The organism is Variovorax sp. Root473, assembly GCF_001426505.1.
Classification (GTDB): Bacteria; Pseudomonadota; Gammaproteobacteria; order Burkholderiales; family Burkholderiaceae_C; genus Variovorax.
The window spans coordinates 488060-506972 of sequence record NZ_LMEV01000017.1; the positions used below are offsets into that span (position 1 = coordinate 488060).

At 69.0% G+C, this 18913-nt stretch carries 21 protein-coding genes; 7 read left to right on the forward strand and 14 right to left on the reverse strand.

From position 1 onward, the window contains the following. Positions 1 to 41: 41 nt before the first annotated feature. The 9 genes from ASD34_RS15590 to ASD34_RS15630 all read right to left on the reverse strand — a co-directional run bounded on the left by ASD34_RS15590 (position 42) and on the right by ASD34_RS15630 (position 7698). Positions 42 to 503: an AAA family ATPase gene (locus tag ASD34_RS15590; protein ID WP_082548729.1), complete on the reverse strand. Its 462-nt coding sequence runs from the start codon at positions 501 to 503 to the stop codon at positions 42 to 44. Positions 504 to 728: 225 nt separating this feature from the next. After that, positions 729 to 1514 carry an amino acid ABC transporter ATP-binding protein gene (locus tag ASD34_RS15595; protein WP_056579245.1) on the reverse strand — a complete coding sequence of 262 codons (786 nt, stop codon included), beginning with the start codon at positions 1512 to 1514 and terminating at the stop codon, positions 729 to 731. After that, positions 1498 to 2151: an amino acid ABC transporter permease gene (locus ASD34_RS15600; RefSeq protein WP_056579247.1), complete on the reverse strand. Its 654-nt coding sequence runs from the start codon at positions 2149 to 2151 to the stop codon at positions 1498 to 1500. The genes ASD34_RS15595 and ASD34_RS15600 overlap by 17 nt, the downstream gene beginning before the upstream one ends. Before the next feature lie 18 nt (positions 2152 to 2169). Further along, positions 2170 to 2832, reverse strand: coding sequence for an amino acid ABC transporter permease (locus ASD34_RS15605; RefSeq protein ID WP_056579250.1), 663 nt, complete (start codon positions 2830 to 2832; stop codon positions 2170 to 2172). A 15-nt stretch (positions 2833 to 2847) separates the two neighbouring features. Beyond that, positions 2848 to 3654: a transporter substrate-binding domain-containing protein gene (locus tag ASD34_RS15610; protein ID WP_056579251.1), complete on the reverse strand. Its 807-nt coding sequence runs from the start codon at positions 3652 to 3654 to the stop codon at positions 2848 to 2850. Beyond that, positions 3651 to 4424: a GntR family transcriptional regulator gene (locus ASD34_RS15615; RefSeq protein WP_056579253.1), complete on the reverse strand. Its 774-nt coding sequence runs from the start codon at positions 4422 to 4424 to the stop codon at positions 3651 to 3653. The genes ASD34_RS15610 and ASD34_RS15615 overlap by 4 nt, the downstream gene beginning before the upstream one ends. Before the next feature lie 88 nt (positions 4425 to 4512). Beyond that, positions 4513 to 5847, reverse strand: coding sequence for an MFS transporter (locus tag ASD34_RS15620; protein ID WP_056579255.1), 1335 nt, complete (start codon positions 5845 to 5847; stop codon positions 4513 to 4515). A gap of 45 nt (positions 5848 to 5892) precedes the next feature. Continuing rightward, complete coding sequence (locus ASD34_RS15625) at positions 5893 to 6966, reverse strand: hypothetical protein (protein ID WP_056579260.1); 1074 nt, start codon at positions 6964 to 6966, stop codon at positions 5893 to 5895. A gap of 228 nt (positions 6967 to 7194) precedes the next feature. Further along, on the reverse strand, positions 7195 to 7698 hold the full coding sequence (locus ASD34_RS15630) for an ester cyclase (protein ID WP_056579263.1): 504 nt from the start codon (positions 7696 to 7698) through the stop codon (positions 7195 to 7197). 142 nt (positions 7699 to 7840) lie between these two features. Between ASD34_RS15630 and ASD34_RS15635 the strand changes: the two genes are divergently transcribed. Continuing rightward, positions 7841 to 8563 (forward strand): Crp/Fnr family transcriptional regulator, encoded by a 723-nt coding sequence (locus ASD34_RS15635; RefSeq protein ID WP_056579268.1) that lies wholly within the window; start codon positions 7841 to 7843, stop codon positions 8561 to 8563. Between the two features lie 13 nt (positions 8564 to 8576). On the opposite strand, the gene ASD34_RS15640 is transcribed toward ASD34_RS15635, so the two are convergent. From ASD34_RS15640 to ASD34_RS15650, 3 genes are all read right to left on the reverse strand, one after another. Then, positions 8577 to 9563 (reverse strand): Bug family tripartite tricarboxylate transporter substrate binding protein, encoded by a 987-nt coding sequence (locus ASD34_RS15640; RefSeq protein WP_056579271.1) that lies wholly within the window; start codon positions 9561 to 9563, stop codon positions 8577 to 8579. 42 nt (positions 9564 to 9605) lie between these two features. Then, a complete protein-coding gene (locus ASD34_RS15645) occupies positions 9606 to 10046 on the reverse strand; it encodes an OsmC family protein (protein WP_056579273.1) in 441 nt (146 codons plus the stop codon). 109 nt (positions 10047 to 10155) lie between these two features. Continuing rightward, positions 10156 to 10605: a CHRD domain-containing protein gene (locus ASD34_RS15650; protein WP_162248707.1), complete on the reverse strand. Its 450-nt coding sequence runs from the start codon at positions 10603 to 10605 to the stop codon at positions 10156 to 10158. A 299-nt stretch (positions 10606 to 10904) separates the two neighbouring features. Here ASD34_RS15650 and ASD34_RS15655 point away from each other — a divergent pair, with 299 nt between their 5' ends. From ASD34_RS15655 to ASD34_RS15675, 5 genes are all read left to right on the forward strand, one after another. Continuing rightward, complete coding sequence (locus ASD34_RS15655; RefSeq protein WP_056579277.1) at positions 10905 to 12602, forward strand: long-chain fatty acid--CoA ligase; 1698 nt, start codon at positions 10905 to 10907, stop codon at positions 12600 to 12602. A 110-nt stretch (positions 12603 to 12712) separates the two neighbouring features. Beyond that, the gene (locus ASD34_RS15660; RefSeq protein ID WP_056579279.1) at positions 12713 to 13027 is read left to right on the forward strand and encodes a DUF3649 domain-containing protein; all 315 of its coding nucleotides are present in this window, start codon (positions 12713 to 12715) and stop codon (positions 13025 to 13027) included. Beyond that, on the forward strand, positions 13024 to 14658 hold the full coding sequence (locus ASD34_RS15665; protein ID WP_056579281.1) for a PepSY-associated TM helix domain-containing protein: 1635 nt from the start codon (positions 13024 to 13026) through the stop codon (positions 14656 to 14658). The genes ASD34_RS15660 and ASD34_RS15665 overlap by 4 nt, the downstream gene beginning before the upstream one ends. Continuing rightward, a complete protein-coding gene (locus ASD34_RS15670) occupies positions 14655 to 15011 on the forward strand; it encodes a DUF3325 domain-containing protein (RefSeq protein ID WP_056579283.1) in 357 nt (118 codons plus the stop codon). Before ASD34_RS15665 ends, ASD34_RS15670 begins: the two co-directional genes overlap by 4 nt. A gap of 105 nt (positions 15012 to 15116) precedes the next feature. Further along, on the forward strand, positions 15117 to 15689 hold the full coding sequence (locus ASD34_RS15675) for a thermonuclease family protein (protein WP_056579284.1): 573 nt from the start codon (positions 15117 to 15119) through the stop codon (positions 15687 to 15689). A gap of 30 nt (positions 15690 to 15719) precedes the next feature. Here the strand turns inward: ASD34_RS15675 and ASD34_RS15680 are convergent, their stop codons facing one another. Together ASD34_RS15680 and ASD34_RS15685 are read right to left on the reverse strand one after the other, a co-directional pair. After that, positions 15720 to 15971 (reverse strand): hypothetical protein, encoded by a 252-nt coding sequence (locus ASD34_RS15680; protein ID WP_056579285.1) that lies wholly within the window; start codon positions 15969 to 15971, stop codon positions 15720 to 15722. A 22-nt stretch (positions 15972 to 15993) separates the two neighbouring features. After that, positions 15994 to 17340 (reverse strand): NAD(P)/FAD-dependent oxidoreductase, encoded by a 1347-nt coding sequence (locus ASD34_RS15685; RefSeq protein WP_056579287.1) that lies wholly within the window; start codon positions 17338 to 17340, stop codon positions 15994 to 15996. Between the two features lie 301 nt (positions 17341 to 17641). Between ASD34_RS15685 and egtB the strand changes: the two genes are divergently transcribed. Further along, positions 17642 to 18907, forward strand: coding sequence for an ergothioneine biosynthesis protein EgtB (gene egtB, locus ASD34_RS15690; protein ID WP_056579289.1), 1266 nt, complete (start codon positions 17642 to 17644; stop codon positions 18905 to 18907). Positions 18908 to 18913 lie beyond the last annotated feature (6 nt).

The following is an 18913-nucleotide window of genomic DNA, read 5'->3' on the forward strand; positions in this document are numbered from 1 at the left end:
GCGCGCAGCATACCGGCGCCGCATGCAGGCCGGGGCCGGCGTCAGGCGTGACGGATCACGTGGAACCCTTCCTCGGCCGTGGGCGGCACGAAGTGGCGGGTGATCAGCTCGAACTGGGCGTCGGAGGTCTCGAACGGATGCTCGCCCGACGCGTTGCGCGCACGCAGCCGTGCCTTGCAGATGTCGTCCGGCACGTCGAGAAAGTGCAGCTGGTGCGCCGCACCGGCCTTCTCGAAGAGGCTGCGCGCCCAGGCCCGGTGGCTCACGGTGTTGGCCGGAAAGTCGAGCACCACCGACACACCGGCGCCGAGCAGCGCGCAGACGTGGTCGCGCATCACCTGCTTCAGCCGGCCGGCCGCGCGCACGTAGTCGGGCAGCTCATGGATCTCGTCGGGGTACAGCGCCGCGAGCCAGGTGTCCTCGCTGATCAGGACGGTGGCGGGTGCCTGCGCGAGTTGCCGGGTCAGCGTGGATTTGCCGGCGCCGATCTTGCCGCAGACCATGTGAAGCGTCGGGGCGGGTGTTGCTGTGGCTGTCAATGCATTTCTCCTGGGGGTCTGGCTTGGAAGATGAACCCCAGGAAACGAAAAACCCGCCTCGTGGGGCGGGTCGTATGGCGTGAACTTGTGGAACCGCGCGCTAACCCACCATCTGGAAGATGGTGCGAATAATCGACGCGTTCTGCAGGCAAGCCATGGCCCGAGGATAGCCCAGGTCCGTGCCCTCGGTCAGTCGTGCAGTGACGACAGGAACTGCTTCAGCTCCGCAGTCTGCGGATTGCCGAACAGATCCGCCGGTGGCCCCATCTCGTGCACGCGCCCCTGGTGCATGAAGATCACCCGGTCGCTGACCTTGCGCGCAAAGCTCATCTCGTGCGTGACCATCAGCAGCGTCATGCCTTCGTCGGCCAGTGACTCCACCACGCGCAGCACCTCGCCCACCAGTTCGGGGTCGAGCGCCGAGGTGATCTCGTCGCACAGCAGCACGGCCGGCTCCATCGCGAGCGCGCGAGCGATCGCCACGCGCTGTTGCTGGCCGCCGGACAACTGCTCGGGCATGGCGTCGAACTTCTCGGCGAGACCCACGCGTTCGAGCAGCTTGCGCGCCTGCGAGACGGCCTCCACCTGCGAGCGTTTCTTCACCAGTGTGGGGGCGAGCATCACGTTCTTGCCGACCGTGAGGTGCGGGAACAGGTTGAAGCCCTGGAAGATCATGCCCACGCGCTGGCGCAGCGTGCGCATGGCCATCGCGCTCTCGTGCAGCAGCGGCCTGCCGTCGACGGTGAGTGCACCTTCCTGGAACACCTCCAGCCCGTTGATGCAGCGCAGGAGCGTGCTCTTGCCCGAGCCGCTCTTGCCGATGATGGCGATCACCTCGCCGCGCTTCACGTCCAGGTCGATGCCCTTGAGCACCTCGTTCGTGCCGTAGGACTTGCGCAGCGCCGTGATGCGCACGATGGGCGCGGCGAACGATGCGGCTTCGGGTGGTGTTTGGGGTTCAAGCACGGCGGCCATGGGTCTTCCTCTCGAGGGTCTTGGCGTACAGGCTCACGGGGAAGCACAGCACGAAGTAAAGCAGGGCGACGCAGCTGAACACCACGAAGGGCTGGAAGGTGGCGTTCGAGATCATGCTGCCGGCCTTGGTGAGTTCGACAAAACCGATCACCGACGCCAGCGCCGTGCCCTTGATCACCTGCACCAGGAAACCGACGGTGGGCGCGATGGCGATCTTCACGGCCTGCGGCAGGATCACGTGGCGCATCTGCTCGCCGAAGCTCAGCGCCAGGCTGCCCGAGGCCTCCCACTGGCCCTTCGGAATCGAGGCCACGCAGCCGCGCCAGATCTCGGTGAGAAAGGCGCTGGTGTACAGCGTGAGCGCCACGCTCGCGGCGGTCCACGCCGACACGTCGATGCCGAACAGCGCAATGCCGAAGTAGGCGAGAAACAGCTGCATCAGCAGCGGCGTGCCCTGGAACAGCTGCACGTACAGGCCCACGGCCCGCGCCGCCGCCTTGCCGCCGCGCAGCCGCGCGAACAGCAGCAGTGCGCCCACGAGCCCGCCGCCGACGAAGGCGATGAGCGAGAGCACGACGGTCCAGCGCAGCGCCATCAGCAGGTTGCGCAGGATGTCCCACAAGGAAAAATCGACCATGGTGAAAGTGCCTCGCGATCAGCGGCCGAAGAAAAATCGCGGCCCGGCCCAGTCGAGCAACCGGCGCAGCGCCACGGCCAGCGCGAGGTACAGCAGCGTGGCGACGATGAAGGATTCGAAGGCGCGGAAGTTGCGGCTCTGGATCAGGTTGGCCGCGTAGCTCAGCTCCTCGGTCGAAATCTGTCCGCATACCGCCGAGCCCAGCATCACGATGACGATCTGGCTCACCATCGCGGGCCACACCTTCTTGAGCGCCGGCGGCAGCACCACGCGCAGGAACACCTGCGCCTTGCTGAGCGCCAGGCTCACGGCCGCCTCGATCTGCCCCCTGGGCGTGGCCTCGATGCCTGCACGGATGATCTCGGTGGAGTACGCGCCCAGGTTCATCACCATCGCAATGATCGACGCCACCTCGGGCGAGAGCTTCACGCCCGCGGCCGGCAGGCCGAAGAAGATGAAGAACAGCTGCACGATGAAAGGCGTGTTGCGGATCAGCTCCACGTAGGTGCCGGCGAGCACGCGCAGCCACGCCGGCCCGCCCGACCGCGCCCACGCGCACAGCGTGCCCACGGCCAGGCCGAGCACGGTGCCCACCGCCGTGAGGCCGAGGGTCCATGCCACGCCGCGCAGCAGCAGCGGCCACTCGGCGAGCACCGCGCCGAAGTCGAATTCAATGCCCATGGCCGCGTCTTTCGATCAGACCGGAAGGTCGCCGGCCACCTTGCCGAGCCACTTCTTGGACATCGCATCGAGCGTGCCGTCCTTCTTGGCGGCGGCGATGATCTCGTTGACCTTGGTCTTCAGTGCGGTCTCGCCCTTGGCGATGCCGATGAAGCAGGGGCTGTCCTTCAGCAGCAGCTTGAACTCGGCGCTCACCTTCGGGTTCTTGGCGAGCATGTCGCCGGCCACCGCCGCACTGGTGGCGATGGTCTGTGTCTGGCCGGCCACGAAGGCTGCGATCGTTGCGTTGTTGTCCTCGAAGCGGCGGTAGTCGACGTTCGACGGCGCTACCTTGTTCAGCTCCTGGTCTTCCATGGCGCCGCGCGTCACGGCGACGGTCTTGCCGGCCATGTCGGCAAAGCTGGTGAGCTTCATGCTCTTGGCGGCGTACACGGCCTGGAAGAAGGGCGCGTAGGCCGCGCTGAAGTCGATCACCTTCTCGCGCTCGACGTTCTTGCCGAGCGTGGAGATCACGAGGTCGGCCTTGCGCGTCTGCAGGTAGGGAATGCGGTTCGCGCTGGTCACCGGCACCAGTTCGATCTTCACGCCGAGCTTGGTGGCGATGAGCTGCGCCATCTCCACGTCCAGGCCCTGCGGCTGCATGTTGCGGTCGACCGAGCCGTACGGCGGGTAGTCGGTGGGCACGGCGATCTTGATGGTCCTGGCCTTGAGCACGTTGTCGAGCGCGTTCTGGGCCTGCGCGGCGCCGGTGGCGGCAAGCAGGGCGGCGCAGGCCAGGGCGAGGGCGAGGCGACGGGAGGCAGAAGTGGTGAACGTGGTCATAGCAAGGCTCCTAGGTAGGTCGATGAATCGGTGGCGTCGTCGGCGTCGTGAGCGGGCGCGGCCTTGCGGCGGTGCTTCGGCGCGGGGGTGTTGTTCAGCGGTGCCAGCGCATCGCGCAGCTGCGCGAGCGGGTCGGCGGGCGCCTGCACGCGCAGTGCCGACTGCACCGTGCCGATGTGCGCGGCCATCAGCGCCTCGGCGGCGGCGTGGTCGCCGCGCTCCAGCGCCGCGACGATCTGCACGTGGTCTTCGCACGACTGCACCGCGTCGTGCGTGGACTGGTAGAGCATGGCGATCAGCGTGGTGCGTGCGGTGAAGTCGCGCAGCGTGTCGGCCAGCAGCGTGTTGCCCAGGCACTCGGCCAGGCACACATGGAAGTCGCCCAGCAGGAAGCTGCGGTGGCCGACGTCGCTCTCTTTCAGTGCGGCCTTTTCACGCTGCAGGTGTGCCTTCAACTGGCGCAGGGCGGCCTTGTCGATCCGGCCGGTGCTGCCTGTACTTCGGATCAGGCCCAGCTCGATCACGCGCCGCGCCTCGAAGGCCTCGCGCGCTTCGTCCTGCGAGGGCTCGATGACGAACCAGCCGCGCCGCGCGCTCACCGTGACGATGCCGCGTGCGGCCAGCCGCGTGAGCGCCTCGCGCACGATGGTGCGGCTGCAGTCGAACAGCATCGCCAGCGGCTGCTCGCCCAGGCGCGCGCCGGGCGCGAGCTTCTGCGCCATCACCGCTTCGACGATGCGTGCACTGATTTCGGATGCGGAGATGGCCATATGCCTGCATAGCAGCAGCTTCTGTGCCAACTGGTATGCAAGCCGTGTGCACCGAAATGGGCCGGCCGCGGTGCGCCGGCGGTGCGCGCTACCGCTGGCCGAGCGCGCTCCGGGGCAGGGCCACCAGCATGAGCAGCGCCGACAGCACCAGCGCACCGCTCAGCACATACAGGCTGGCCGTGAAGCCGCCCGTGAGCGTCTTGAGCGCACCGACCATCATCGGCGCCACCAGCCCCGCGCTGCCGCCGATGGTGCTGATGAGCGCAATGCCCGCGGCCGCGGCGCTCTTGGACATGAAGCTGCCGGGAATCGCCCACAGCACGGTGAAGGCGCTCGAGATGCCCATCGACGCGAGCGCCAAGCACAGCACGGCGGCGATCGGGCTCTGCATGAAGAACGTGGTCAGCGCCAGCCCGGCCGCGCCCGCAAGCGCGCCCAGCGCGAAGTGCCAGCGGCGCTCCTGGTGCCGGTCGGAGTGCCGCCCCACGACGATGTTGGCTGCAATGCCGGCGATGGCGGGAAGCACGGAATAGAAGCCGATCTGCAGCACGCTGAGCCCCATCGACTTCAGGATCGTCGGCTGCCAGAACGACAGCGCATAGATGCCCAGGATGATCAGGAACGACATGAAGCCGATCAGCCACACGCGCCCGTCGCGCATCGCCGCGCCGAAGGTGTGGCGCCCGGTGGCGCCGTGCGCGGCCTGGTCCTCGGCGAGCAGGCGGGCCAGGCGCTGCTTCTCGGCCGCCGAAAGCCACGGCGCCTGCGCCGGGCTGTTCGACAGCGTGCGAAAGGCGATGACGCCCAGCAGCACGCTCGGCAGGCCTTCGAGCAGGAACAGCCACTGCCAGCCGCGCAGCGCGAGCACGCCGTCCAGGTAGGTCATCGTGAGCCCGGCGATCGGCCCCGCGACGATGGGCGCCGCGCCGAAGGCCATGAAGAACAGCGCGGTGGCCTGTGCGCGGCGGCGCGAGGGAAACCACAGTGTCAGGTAGAACAGCACGCCCGGCGCAAAGCCGGCCTCGAACACGCCGATGAGAAAGCGCAGCACGTAGAACTGCGTGGGCGTGGTGGCAAACATCATCGCCGCCGAAGCCAGGCCCCACAGGCCCATGATGCGCAGCAGCGTGGCGCGCACGCCGATCTTCGCGAGCATCAGGTTGCTCGGAATCTCGAACACTGCATAGCCCAGAAAGAAGATGCCGGCGCCCAGGCCGAACACCGCGTCGCTGAAGCCCAGCTGGTCCTTCATCTGCAGCTGCGCGTAGCCGACGTTGGTGCGGTCCAGGTAGTTCAGCACGTAGCAGGCGCACAGCAGCGGCATCAGCCGCCAGGTGATCTTGCGAAAGAGCGCGGCGTCGTCGCGCGCATCGGCCGAAGCCGGTGCGCGCGCGTCGGCGGCATCGAGGGTGGCGGTGTTCATCGGTGTGTCTCCTTCTTTTTTGGCTGTGGTGCGTGTGCCGACGGGTCAGGCCCGCACGAGCGTGCCGAAGCTGGTTTCGCCCCACAGGTGGCTCGTAGGTGCGCCCGGAAACAGCCAGTGCGGCGAGCACTCGGCCGACGGCACGACGTTGCTGAAGCCGTGCAGCGCCGAGGTGCCCGCCAGCGTCTTCTCGAGCACCATCGACAGGTACTGGTCGTTGCTGCTTTCCTGCGTGTTGCCGTTGAGGATCACCTCGGCGCCGGTGGCCTGCGCATAGCGGCGGATGCCGTTGTGGCGCGACTGCAGCGGCGCCCAGCTGTCGGCGGCCACGCCGTTCTCGCTGCTCACGCGCAGGCCGTCGCCCGTGCGGTACACCAGCGAATGGTTGCCTTCGGTGTGCCCCGGCGTGTGGACCAGCGCAAGGCCGCGGCCGAGTTGCAGGCTGCCGTCGAAGGCGACGACGCGTTCGGCCGGCACGCCGTCCAGGCCGTGCGGGCAGTACCACTCGGCCTGCACGGGCAGGAGGCCCTGCACGTTCGCGAGTTCCTGGCGATGCACCAGCAGCTTCGCGTTCGGCAGCAGGCCCGGCGTGCTCGCACTGCCGAGCCAGCGGCGCACGTCCTGCGTGTGCAGGTGGTCGTAGGTGATGTAGTCGATCAGCTCGGGCGCCACGCCGCAGCTGGCGAGTGCCTGCAGCACGGTCTGGTAGACCGGCGCGATGGCCTTGTGCAGGAACTTCGGTGTCTGGTCGCTCAGGCGCTTGAAGTAGGGCGTTGCGTTGCCGGCCTCGAAGTCGGCCGGCGTGAAGAGCAGCGTGCGCAGCCGGCCTTCGAAGTCGTCGTACTGGAGGAGCACCGTGCGCGCCAGCAGATGCACCATGTGCGGCTTGAGCAGCTGCTGCGAGTACACGCCGGTGAACGCGAACCACGCGGGGTACGGAATGCGCAGCAGGTTGAAGCTGCGCGCGAAGTGAACGGGCGGCGCGTCGAGCAAACGCTCGCGCAGGGCCTGGGCGCCGTGGCGGATGGCGCGCAGGCGGTCTTGTGGCATCGCGGCATTGCGTGTGCCGTCGAGTTCGGTGATCTGCGCGAAGCCGGTGGGGTCGGGGTCTCGGGTCATGGGGGTTTCCTATCCAAGGACGCGTTCGTTTTTAGGTGTGCGGTGTTGTTCAGGGCGACGCTCCCGCCGACGGGGAGCCTTGCTCCGCGAATGTCCTCCGCCCTGCGGGCTCCCCTTGATTTCGCTGCGCAAGGCACCCCATCGACGTGAGCGTTGGGCAGTGCGGCTGTTGATCGGTCGCACACCACCGCCGCGCAATAGCGAGGCCGATGCCGCGCGCACCGCCGGTCACGTCGTGATTGCCTCAGGTCGCGGGGCCGTCTGGCCGAGCAGCCCGGCAACCAGCCCGCCCACCATTCCCGCGGGCACGCCCACCAGCAGCTGGCGCAGCATCGTCAGCGTGTCGAAGTACACGCGCTCGCAGACCAGCCGGTCGCCCTCGAAGATGAAGAAGGCGTTCATGCGGCAGCGAAAGCTGTTGCCCGTCGGCGGCAGGCCCTTGAGCGGGCCGCGGTGCGTGCCGAGCAGCCAGAACTCCACGATCACCGAATCGTCGGCATGGCGCAGCTGGATGATCTCGTGGCGCTGGTCAGGGAAGGCGCGGCGCGTGTCGGTGTAGTACTGGCGCACGTCGGCGATGCCGTCGTGCACCTCGCCGCTGGGAATCAGCTCGTAGTGCGGATGCGGGAAGGTGCCCAGCACCGCATCGAAATCCTGCCGCGTCTCGTCGGCGAAATGGTCGAGCACGAGGCGCTCGCGGCGGGCTTGAAGTTCGGTGAGGGGTGTGTTCATCGGGGTGTGCTCCATGTGACAGGGAATGACGCAGGCCCCGGGTTGCTGCGAATGCACTGGGCGGGGCTCGCTGCGTACTATCGGCACGCCCTACAAACAAGACTGTCCGGTGTTGGCAATCGCCGCTCCGGACAAACCCGCGATGCCACGCACGCCCACGCCATCGAGCCACCCCGAGCCAGACGCACAGCCGTCCCCCGTGCACAACAGCGACATGCGGCTGGCCGACGACGTGCAGCAGCGGCTGCTGGCCGTGGCGCACCGGCGCACGCTGGCGCGCGGCGAGTCGCTCTTTCACAAGGGCTCGTCGCCCGATGCGCTGTTCGGCGTGGTCGGCGGCTCGCTGCGCGTGAGCGTGGTCGCACCGGGCGGGCGCGAAGCGGTGATTGCGATGCTCGAACCCGGCCACTGGTTCGGCGAGGTCTCCTTGCTGGTGGGGCGCGAGCGCGTCTACGACACCTGCGCGGTCGACACCACCGAGATGGCCGTGGTCGCCGCGGCCGACTTCCACCGGCTGGTGGCCGACCATCCCGATGTGCACATGGCCTTCACGCGGCTCGTGTGCCTGCGGCTGCGCCAGGCGCTGGCCTGGATCGACGACGTGATCCTGATGCCGCTGCCCGTGCGGCTCGCGCACCGGCTGCTCACGCTGGATGCGCGTGCGGTCGCGCCGGCGCAGGACGGCGGCGGCACGCTGCTGGGCGTGTCGCAGGAAGACCTGGCGTTCATGCTCGGCGTGTCGCGCCAGAGCGTGAACCGGCTGCTGAAGCTGTGGGAAGAGGACGGCACGCTGCGCGTGCGCTACCGCAGCGTGGAGCTGCTCGACCGTACGCAACTGGAGCAGCACGCGGCCACGCCGCGCTGAACGCGGCCGGGGTTCAGTCCATCCGCGCGCCCGAGGCCTTCACCGCCTTGTCCCAGCGCGGCGTCTCCGTCGCGAGGAAGCGTGCGAAGTCCTCGCTGCCCAGGTAGGCCGGGTCCGCGCCCTGGCTCACCATGCGCTCGCGCACCTCGGGGCTGGTCAGCACCTGCCTGAATGCATCGCTGAGCCTGGCGACCACGTCCTTGGGCGTGTCCTTCGGCGCAAGGAAGCCGTAGAAGCCCACCACCTCGAAGCCCTTGACGCCCGACTCGATGACGGTCGGCACGTCGGGCAGCGCGGGGTTGCGCTCGCGGCTGGTCACGGCCAGCGCGCGCACCTTGCCCTGCTTGTGATAGTTGGCGGCCTGCGGAATCGACTCGGCCATGAACTGCACCTGTCCGCCCATCAGGTCGGTGAAGGCCGGCGCGCTGCCGCGGTAGGGGATGTGCACCATGAAGAGGCCGGTCGCGGTCTTGAACATCTCGGGCACGAGGTGGCTGATGCCGCCGTTGCCCGCCGAGCCGTAGTTGACCTGGCCCGGCCGCGCCTTGGCGTAGTCGATGAACTGCTTGAGGTTCTGCACCGGCAGCTTGGGCGTGACCAGCAGCGCCAGCGGCTGCATGGCGGTGCGCGCAATGGGCACGAAGTCGCGCTGCGTGTTGTAGGGCAGCTTGCTGTAGAGCGCGCCGTTGATCACCGCCACGCCGGTGTTGGCCAGCATGAGCGTGTAGCCGTCCGCCTGGCTCTTGGCGACCGCGTCGGCACCGACCGAGCCGCCCGCGCCGGGCTTGTAGTCGACGATCAGCGGCTGGCCGAGCACGGCCTGCAGCTTGTCGGTCAGCAGGCGCGCGTGCTGGTCGAGCGGGCCGCCGGCCGGGAAGCCGATGACGACCTTGATCGGCTTGTCGGGGTAGGCGGCCAGGGCCGCCGTGGGGCCGAACGTGCCAAATGCGCCGAGGGCGAAAGAAAGGACCGCTGATGCGGTCCGGGTGGGCTTGCTCATGATCCGTCTCCTTTTTTGTGGAGACGATCATAAGCAGCGCGGTCAGCTGGCCAGCGTGGCCTTCAGCGTGATCTCGGGCACGCTCGCCAGTGCCTTCGACAGCGGGCAACCGGCCTTGGCGGCGGCGGCGATTTCCTGGAACTTCGCTTCGTCGAGGTTCGGCACGGCCGCGTCCAGTTCGAGCTGGATGCGGTCGATCTTGAAGCCGGCGCCGTCCTTGGCCAGCCGCACGGCGGCCTTGGTGTCGATGCGCGTCGCAGTCAGGCCTGCCGCTTCCAGCGCGAAGGCAAAGGCCATCGTCAGGCAGGCCGCATGGGCCGCGCCGACGATTTCCTCGGGGTTGGTGCCGCGCTTGTCGTCCTCGAAGCGGCTGGCGAAGCCGTAGGGGTAGTCTTTCAGGGCGCCGGTCTCGGTGCTGACCAGACCTTTGCCGGTCTTGCCGGCGCCTTCCCAGTGAACGCTTGCGTGCTTGTCTGCTGCCATGGACATTCCTTCAGTCAGGTGGAGGGTGGATCGGAGCGAGAACCGCAGGTATCGCTCCGAAATCCGCGCCTGTCTGTAGTCGCAGGGCGCATCGCATCGGGGGCCGATGTCAGCCGCCGTGCACGCCCCAGGTGCTGCGCTTGAGCTGGCCCCGGACTTCGCCGCCCGGCCAGGCCGGGGTCGACACGCTCACATACCAGAGGCCGGCCATCAGGTCGGCCATCTGGGCGGGCGTCAGCCGGCTCGTGCCGGTCCGTTCGTAGCCGGCGCCGTCGTTGCGCGGCTCCCCTTCGCTGCGTAGCGGCAGCTGGATCGCCAGCGGGCCATTGCTGCCCGTGGCGGCGGGGCCGTAGAAGCCGACGACCGTTGGCGGCCCGCTCAGGCGCGCGGCGTTCACGCGCCATTCGAACACCCCGGTGGCCAGCGTCAGGGTGCCGGCCGCCGAGCCACCGGCCTTGCCCTTGTGCGGCGGGACCACGTCCTCGGTCCCGAGCCAGCAGTCGGCCACGAACCATGTCGGTGGTTCCTTGGACGGCTGCTCCGTCGCCGGGGCCGACATGCCGAACCGGGGGACCCTCGAGCAGCCCGCCGCGGCCAGGGCGGCACCCAAGAGGGCGATGCGTCGGCGCAAGGTGGGGCGGGCGGGATCGGGCATGGCAGGCACAGGTGAAGCGGAGCCCGCACGATAGCCGATGCGCCTGTACATACCCGACGTACGAAGAATGGGCGTCGCCAAGGTGACGCCCCGGGGGCTTCCCCGATGGGAGCGGCGGCCGGTGCGGCTTAGGCTGGCGCACTGCGCCTTTTTCGCACCGCTTTCCTTTCCCCTCTCCTTCCTCCTCCGCCTGTTCACAGACCATGCAACCACGCCCGCATTACAAGTTCTGGCCCAAGCGCCTCCCGCATTCGATCACCGTCCCCGCCACCTCGCTGTGGCACAACCTCGCGACCTCGGCGGCGCGCTATCCCGACAAGGCCGCGCTGGTCTTCTTCGGCCGCGTGCTGAGCTACCGCGAGGTGGCCGACCAGGTCGAGCGGCTGGCCGGCACGCTGCATGCGCTGGGCGTGCAGCGCGGCGACCGCGTGGTGCTGAACATGCAGAACTGCCCGCAGCTGGTGATCGCGCATTTCGCCATCCTGCGCGCCAACGCCGTCGTGGTGCCGGTCAACCCGATGAACCGGGCCGAAGAGCTCAAGCACTACATCGTCGACCCCGACGCCAAGGTGGCGATCACCACCGGCGACCTCGCGGCCGAGCTGGCCAAGGCCAGCGACGCACTGCCGCCCGAGCAGCGCCTGTCGCACCTCATCGTGACGCAGTTCACCGACGCCTTCGATGCCCATGTGACCGGCGACGACGCCCCCGCGCCGGCGTGGGCCGACTGGCTCGGCACGCGCCACCCGCTGCCCGCGCTGGCCGACGGCCGGGTCATGGCGTGGACCGACGCGCTCGCGGCCGGCCACCCCGCGCCCGCGCACGTGGTGGGCGCCAACGACATGGCGCTGCTGCCCTACACCAGCGGCACCACCGGCCTGCCCAAGGGCTGTGTGCACCACCATTCGAGCCTCATGCACAACGCGATGGCCGGCCAGCTCTGGGGCCAGGCCACGTCGGAGGCGGTGGTGCTGGCCGTGGTGCCGATGTTCCACATCACCGGCGTGGTGAGCATGATGCACACCTCGATCCTCGCGGCGGCCACGCTGGTCATCATGCCGCGCTGGGACCGCGACGTGGCGGGTCGGCTCATCTCGCGCTGGAAGGTCACGAGCTGGACCAACATCCCCACCATGGTCATCGACCTCATGGCCAGCCCCAACTTCGCCAGCTACGACCTCACGAGCATGACCCACATCGGCGGCGGCGGCGCGGCCATGCCGCAGGCCGTGGCGCAGCGCCTGTTCGAGCAGTACGGCCTGAAGTACCAGGAAGGCTACGGCCTCACCGAAACGGCCGCACCCTCGCACACCAACCCCTCGGACCACCCCAAGCAGCAGTGCCTGGGCATCCCGTTCATGAGCACCGACGCGCGCGTGGTCGACCCCGACACGCTGCAGGAGATGCCCATCGGCGAATCGGGCGAGATCATCATCCACGGCCCCGAGGTGTTCCAGGGCTACTGGAAGCGTCCTGACGCCACCAAGGCCGCCTTCGTCGAGTTCGAGGGCAAGCGCTTCTTCCGTTCGGGCGACATGGGCCGCATGGACGAGGAGGGCTATTTCTTCATCACCGACCGCCTCAAACGCATGATCAACGCGAGCGGCTTCAAGGTGTGGCCGGCCGAGGTCGAGCTGCTGATGTTCCGCCACCCTGCGATCCAGGAAGCCTGCGTCATCTCGACCAAGGACGACTACCGCGGCGAATCGGTCAAGGCGGTGGTCGTCTTGCGTGCCACGCACAAGGACACGACCGAGCAGCAGATCATCGACTGGTGCCGCGAGAACATGGCGGTCTACAAGATTCCGCGCAAGGTTCAATTCGTCGATGCGCTGCCCAAGAGCGGCAGCGGCAAGGTGATGTGGCGTCTGCTGCAGGAGGCCGAGCAGCCGGCGGCCTGAGGAGGCCCGCGGGGGGCGGCGCGCTTTTCCGGCGCCGGGCATGACCCTTTTTTCGTTCTCGTCGGTCATGTAGGGGTGGGCGCAATTCGCGCCCGGTTTTTCCGACCCCGATGAACACCCGCACGTCGTCCTCCTTCTCCTCTCTTTCTCCCGTCCTGCGCCTCGTGTCCCGCGTCGCGGCCGCCGTGTTCGGCGGCTACGCGCTGGCCTCGGCCGTTGCCATCTTCCTGGCCGCCGTCCTGCCGTCCGGCCGCGCAGAGGCTGTGCTCGGGGGCATGCAGTTCAGCTTTGCGGTCTACACCCTGGCCGTGATCTGGGCGTTCGCGCCCGTGTCACTGCGCCGCGCCTGGGCCGGCCTGCTGCTGCCGGCCGTGGTGCTGGCCGGACTTGGTTTCGTGCTGCACGGCGCGGGAGGCGGGGCATGAGCGCGCAGGCAACCAGCGCACCGTCGCAGGCCAGTTTCCGCCAGGCCCAGGCCTGGCTGCACACCTGGTGCGGCTTGTGGTTCTCGTGGCTGCTGTTCGCGGTGTTCCTCACTGGCACGCTGGCGGTGTTCGACGAGCCCATCAGCCACTGGATGACGCCGGAGCACCACGCCGAGGAAGCCGCTGCAGCGGCGAAGAAGGAGAAGCAGAAGGGCGAGCCCACCGCAGACCGCGCGCAGCGCCTGGCCTGGGGCATGGCCTACATGGCCGAGCACCACCCGGGCGCCCCGATGTGGGAGCTGTGGCCTTCGCACGCGCAGGGCGGCGGCGAACTGCGCGTGTTCTGGTTCGATGCCAACCGGCAGTACGTGGGCGTCACGCTTGACCCCGTCACCGGCAAGCCGCTGAACGAGGAGCCCGGCCACGCGGCACGCGCCACGCTTGGCGGCCACCACTTCGTCGACTTTCACTACGAGCTGCATGCCGGCACCGTCGGCCTGTGGATCGTCGGCATCGCCACGATGGCGATGCTGGTCGCGCTGGTGTCGGGTGTCATCACGCACAAGCGCATCTTCAAGGACTTCTTCACCTTCCGGCCCAGGAAGGGCCAGCGCAGCTGGCTCGACGCGCACAACGCCGTGGCGGTGCTGACGCTGCCCTTCCAGTTCATGATCGCCTACACCGGCCTCGTGATCTCGGGCACCAGCTTCATGCCGGCCCCCAAGGTGCTGCACTACGGCACGGGCCCGGCGGCGCAGATGCGCTTCATGTCGGAGCTGAGTGACAGCGAAAACCCCGTCGCCACCGGCCGCGCGATGCCCGTGCCTGTGCTCGAACCGTTCGCCGCGCGCGGCCAGGAGCGCATGGGCCAGCCCGTGCGCGCGGTCGTCATCGACCAGCCGGGCGACGCGGGCGCGCGCATCGGCGTGTACGGATGGAACGGCGACGACGACTCGCTGCGCCGGCTCAGCGCGGCCACCACCGGCATGGTGCAGTTCTCGGCCGCCACCGGCGAGGTGCAGCGCGTGCGCCTGCCGGGCGCCGCGCACGGCGGCGCGGCCATGACCGCGCAGTCGGCCATGGGCGGGCTGCACATGGTCACCTTCGGCGGCTGGCCGATGAAGTGGCTCTACTTTTTGTGCGGCCTCGCGGGCACCGCGATGATGGGTTCGGGCGCGGTGCTGTTCATCGTGAAGCGCCGCCAGAAGCATCTGGGCGAGTTCGGCGGCGCGACCGCGCGGGTCTATCGGTTGATCGAAGCGCTGAACGTGGCGGCCATCGCCGGACTGGCCATCGCCTGCGTGGGCTACCTGTGGGCCAACCGATTGGTGCCGGTGGGCATCGGGCATCGCGCCGAGCGCGAGCTGCAGGTCTTCTTCGCGCTGTGGGCGATGGCGCTGGTGCATGCCTTCGTGCGGCAGCCGGCGCGCGCGTGGCGCGAACAGCTGGGTGCATTGGCCGCGCTGTGCCTGCTGCTGCCGGGACTCAATTTCGTGACCACGGGCGATCACCTGCTGGCGCAGCTGCTGCGCAGTGATTGGGAAAGCCTCGGCGTCGAGCTGGGCGCCGTGGCCTGCGGCCTTGCGGCGCTGGGCACGCTGCGTCATCTGCTGCAAAGGGGGGCGCGATGACGACGGTGTGGGCTTCGTTGCTCGGCTTTGCGCTGGCGTATGCAGGCATGGCGAGCCTGAGCTTTGCCATGGACCGGCACCACGAGCAACTCACGCGAGGGCGTGAAGTGCCGGCGCGTCGGCGCACGGCTTTGCGCATGATCGGCGCTGTCTTGCTGGTCGCGGCCGTCGCGCCTTGCATGATGGCGTGGGGCCGGACCGTTGGACTGGTCGCGTGGCTGGGCTTTCTGTCGGCGGGAGCCTTGCCGGTGGCGCTGCTGTTGCCGTACCGGCCGCGTGCGGTGGCCTGGGGCGCGGGGGCTGCGGCCGTGGTGGGTGGTGCGGGGCTCGTGCTGGTGCTGGCCTTGCGCTAGCGTCATCAGCGAAGACGAAAACAAATGCATTCCGCAGGGCGGCGCGTTCACTTCGCACCGAGAATCGTCGGCCATTCCCGGCCCCGTGTTCCGTTCCCTTTCCGCATGCGCTTTCGCCCCGTCTTCCTGCTTCTTTTCCTCGGTCTTTCCATCCCGTTGCTGAGCCACGCCGCGTCGCCGCGCACCTGCCTCGTCGTCGGCGTGAGCGATGGCGACACGCTCACCGCGCGCTGCGGCCGCAGCGGCGCGTACGAACAGGTCAAGGTGCGCATTGCCGCGATCGACGCGCCCGAGAAAGCGCAGCCCTATGGCCAACGCAGCCGCCAGGCGCTGAGCCGCCTGTGCTACGCCGAGAAGGCCGTCATCACCGAGCGCGACATCGACCGCTACGGCCGCACCGTGGCCGACGTGCGCTGCAACGGCGAAGACGCGGGCCGCCGCATGGTGGCCGAGGGCTGGGCCTGGGTGTACGACTACCACGGCATCGCGAAGAAGCGCGGTGGCGACCTGTTCCGGCTCGAGGCCACGGCACGCGCGCAGCACCTGGGCCTGTGGGCCGACACGGCGCCGACACCGCCGTGGGACTGGCGACGCGAGCGGCGGGAGCCGCCGCGCAACCACCACAACAACGGTGGTTTGCATCCGTGGGGCGATGTGCGCTTCGAACCCTTGTCATGAGCGCCTGACGAGGCGTCGCGATTCAACGGGTCAGCAGTGGCCCGAGTACCAGCAGCGCACCTCGGGCATGAGCAGCCCCCACACGAAGCTGATGGCGCACACCACCAGCATCAGCAGCGCGAACATGCGCAGGCCCTCGGCGCCCCAGCGTGGCGCGAAGATGCTCACGAGGAAGCCCGAGAGAAACGTGCCTTCGAGCCAGGCCGCGCCGCCCCAGCGCAGGATCCAGAGCCAGAACAGCGCATCGAGCGCATGAAAGACGACCCACCAGAGCAACGTCATCGCGCGGCGTGGGCGTGCGCGCCTATGACTCGCTGCGGCCCTGCACGTCGGCCACCACGCGCGCGTTGCGCTGGAAGCTCCAGTAGGCGCTGGCCCAGTCCCACATCACGACGACGCGGTTGCGAAAGCCGATGAGGAAGTACGCGTGCGCGAACAGCCAGAACAGCCACGCCGGCCGGCCGCTGAAGCGCAGCGGACCGAAGGGCGTGCCCAGGTCGACCACCGCCGAGTTGCGGCCGATGGTGGCCAGGTTGCCGTAGTCGGCGTAGCGGAACGGTACCGTGGGCTGGCCCGCCAGGCGGCGCAGGATGTTCGCCGCGGCCGCGCGGCCGGCCTGCTTGGCGCCGGGCGACACGCCGGGTACCGGCTTGGGCGGCTTGCCGGGCACGTGGCTCATGGCGGCGGCGAGGTCGCCGACCACGCTGATCTCGGGGTGGCCCGCCAGGCTCAGGTCGGGCTCGACCTTGATGCGGCCTGCGCGGTCGCAGTCGACGCCCGTCGCGTTGCCGAGCATCCGGCCCAGCGGCGAAGCTGCAACGCCAGCCGCCCACACCACGCAACTGCTCGGAATGCGGTAGCTCTGCAGCGGCGCGCCGTCGGGGCCGCCGCCGGTCTGCACTTCGAGGCCGGCGCCGTCGATGGCGGTGACACGCGCGTTCAGCCGCACTTCCACGCCGAGCCTTTCGAGTTGTTCGAGCGCCTTCTGGCTCAGGCTTTCGGGCATGGCCTGCAGCACGCGCGGGCCGCCCTCGACCAGCAATATCTGCGCGCTGCCGGGGTCGATGCGGCGGAACTCGCCCGCGAGCGTGTGCTTGGCGATCTCGGCCAGCGTGCCGGCCATCTCGACACCGGTCGGGCCGGCGCCGATCACCACGAAGGTGAGCAGCGCGCGGCGGCGCTCGGGGTCGGTGGTGGTCTCGGCCGTCTCGAAGGACATCAGCACGCGGCGGCGGATCTCGAAGGCGTCGGCCAGCGTCTTCAGCCCTGGCGCGGCGGGCGCCCACTCGTCATGGCCGAAGTAGCTGTGCGTGGCACCGGCCGCAACGATCAGGTGGTCGTAGGCCACAAGGCTGCCGTCGGCCAGCTGGACGTTGCGGGTGGCCGGGTCGATGCCCCTCACCTCGGCCAGCAGCGTGGTCACGTTGGTCTGCTTGCGAAACAGCGCGCGCACCGGCGCCGCGATCGACGGCGCCGCGAGCCCGGCGGTCGCCACCTGGTAGAGCAGGGGCTGGAACAGGTGGTGGTTGGTCTTGTCGATCACCGTCACATCGACGTCGGCCCGCTGCAGCTTGCGCGCTGCCTCGAGTCCGCCGAAGCCGCAGCCGATGATGACAACGTGGGGCCTGGTCGAAGCAGAGGGGGTTTGCATCGTTCGAATCATACGCAGCGGTCCGGGGGCGATTGCACGCGGGACGGGCTCTTGCGGCGGCGAGGCGGCGGCGTCTTGTCCTACGTGACCCTGTCACCGGTATGGGCTACAACTTCCCGTTGACCTGAGAAGGTGTGAACGAACCCGCCATGCCCGCTCATCCCGCGCAGACGCGCGCCCTCTGCGTTGCAAATGCTCGTCGCAGCCCGCGCTGCGACTGCGCTTTGCGCCTTGATGGCACACGCCTGCGCGGGCTGCTCGGACACGGCGGATTCATTCACACCTTCCAACTGGAGACCCCATGACGTTTTCCCGGCCGATCGCCCCCGAGGCGAACGCCTTGCGCGAGCGATTTCGCACGGTGCGCGCCGCCAGCCTGGCGCTCGCCGCACCGCTGTCCGCCGAGGACCAGTGCATCCAGTCGATGCCCGACGCCAGCCCGACCAAGTGGCACCTGGCGCACACCACCTGGTTCTTCGAGACCGTGCTGCTGCAGCCGCATGCGGCGGACTATCGGCCGTTCGATGCGCGCTTCCATTACCTTTTCAACTCCTACTACGAGGCGCTCGGGCCGCGCCATCCGCGGCCGCAGCGAGGGCTGCTCACGCGGCCGCCGCTCGACGAAGTGCATGCCTACCGCCGCCACGTCGACGAAGCGGTGCTTGCGCTGCTCGCGGCACCGGAGCCGCTCGACTGGGCGGCCATCGAGCCCATCGTCGCGCTCGGCCTGAACCACGAGCAGCAGCACCAGGAGCTGCTGCTCACCGACATCCTGCATGCGCTGTCGTGCAACCCGCTGCTGCCGGCCTACAAGCCTGCGAGCGGTCCCGCGCTGCGGCTGGCCGCGGTGCCTGCGCAAGTGCGCTGGCTGGAGCGGCCGGGCGGCATGGTCGAGGTCGGCCATGCAGGCGATGGTTTCTGCTTCGACAACGAGACACCGCGCCACACCGCCATGCTGCGCCCCTACGCCATCGCCGACCGGCTGGTGAACTGCGGCGACTACGCGCAGTTCATCGCTGACGGCGGCTACCGTCGGCCCGAGCTGTGGCTCTCGGACGGATGGGCCGCAGTGCAGGCGCAGGGCTGGCGCCATCCGGCCTACTGGCTCGAAGCCGACGATCCGCGCATCGCCACCTTGGGTGCAGGCGGCGGCCATGCCGCGCCCGGTGGCTGGCAGGTGTTCGGCCTGCACGGCGTGCGGTCGATGGAGGCCGATGCACCCGTGGCGCAACTGAGCTTCTACGAGGCCGCCGCGTACGCCGAATGGGCCGGCGCGCGGCTGCCGACCGAGTTCGAATGGGAGGCCGCCTTCGACGCGCCCGGCATCGCGCAGATGAGCGGCCACGTCTGGCAATGGACGCGTTCGTCGTACGACCCGTACCCGGGCTTTCGTCCGCTGCCCGGCATCGCGGCCGAATACAACGGCAAGTTCATGGTGGGCCAGCTGGTGCTGCGCGGTGGCAGTGTGGCGACGCCGGCCGGCCACACGCGGCCGAGCTACCGCAATTTCTTTCCGCCGGCGGCACGCTGGCAGTTCTCGGGGCTGCGGCTCGCGAAAGACCTTTGACCGACC